The sequence below is a fragment of the Bacteroides sp. AM54-2NS genome, from assembly GCF_003602935.1.
In the GTDB taxonomy this organism is placed as follows: Bacteria; Bacteroidota; Bacteroidia; order Bacteroidales; family Bacteroidaceae; genus Bacteroides; species Bacteroides xylanisolvens.
In genome coordinates, this window is the sequence record NZ_QTMZ01000143.1 from 1 (window position 1) to 695 (window position 695).

Genomic DNA, 695 nt, shown 5'->3' on the forward strand with positions numbered 1-695 from the left:
TGAACTTCTTTGTGAACAGGAGTACAAATGCAGCAGCGGAAGCATTTAATGCTAAAATCAAAGCATTTAGGGCATCATTTAGAGGAGTAGTGGATATGAGCTTCTTCCTTTTTAGGCTAGCAAAGGTATATGCATGAAGGGAATTGACTAAACTTAATCCCCCAAGAATTACAACTGAGCCCGAAGATTTTCTATGAAATAAGAGCGGTTCCGCCTTTCCCGTTACTCTTCACCAACCAGGCAGTGGGTGCATTAACACTCCACACGGGGGTACGAAACCGCCATATGAAGCATCAGGACAGGCATAAAAATGCCTGCCACGAAAACGAGGCAGGTTCCCTGCCTGGTTGATATGAAGAGTATCACAAAGATACGACAATTTTCTTCTTTGTCAAAAATAAAAGGAGAAATAAAAAGGTAAGAGTAAGCATTTCTCTTTTTTATGCAGTTCTTAATTAAATGGGAATTTATCGGTTAAATGGGAATTTTGCAGTTAGGCTGAAAGCCTTACAATTATATATTTATTGGGGTGCCCTGAAAGGCTTAATTATATAGCGTAGGGCAACGCCCTACGAAAAAAACACACCAGCCACAAGCCCTGAAAGGCGGAACTGTATACAATTATGCCCTTTCAGGGCGCAAATTCAGATTGTCGTTTTTACGTAGGGCGTTCGCCCTCGCTATATAATTAAGCC

At 41.3% G+C, this 695-nt stretch carries 1 pseudogene; it reads left to right on the plus strand.

The features are described from left to right. Positions 1–137 (plus strand): annotated as a pseudogene (locus tag DXA05_RS26205) (transposase); the annotation flags it as partial. Positions 138–695 lie beyond the last annotated feature (558 nt).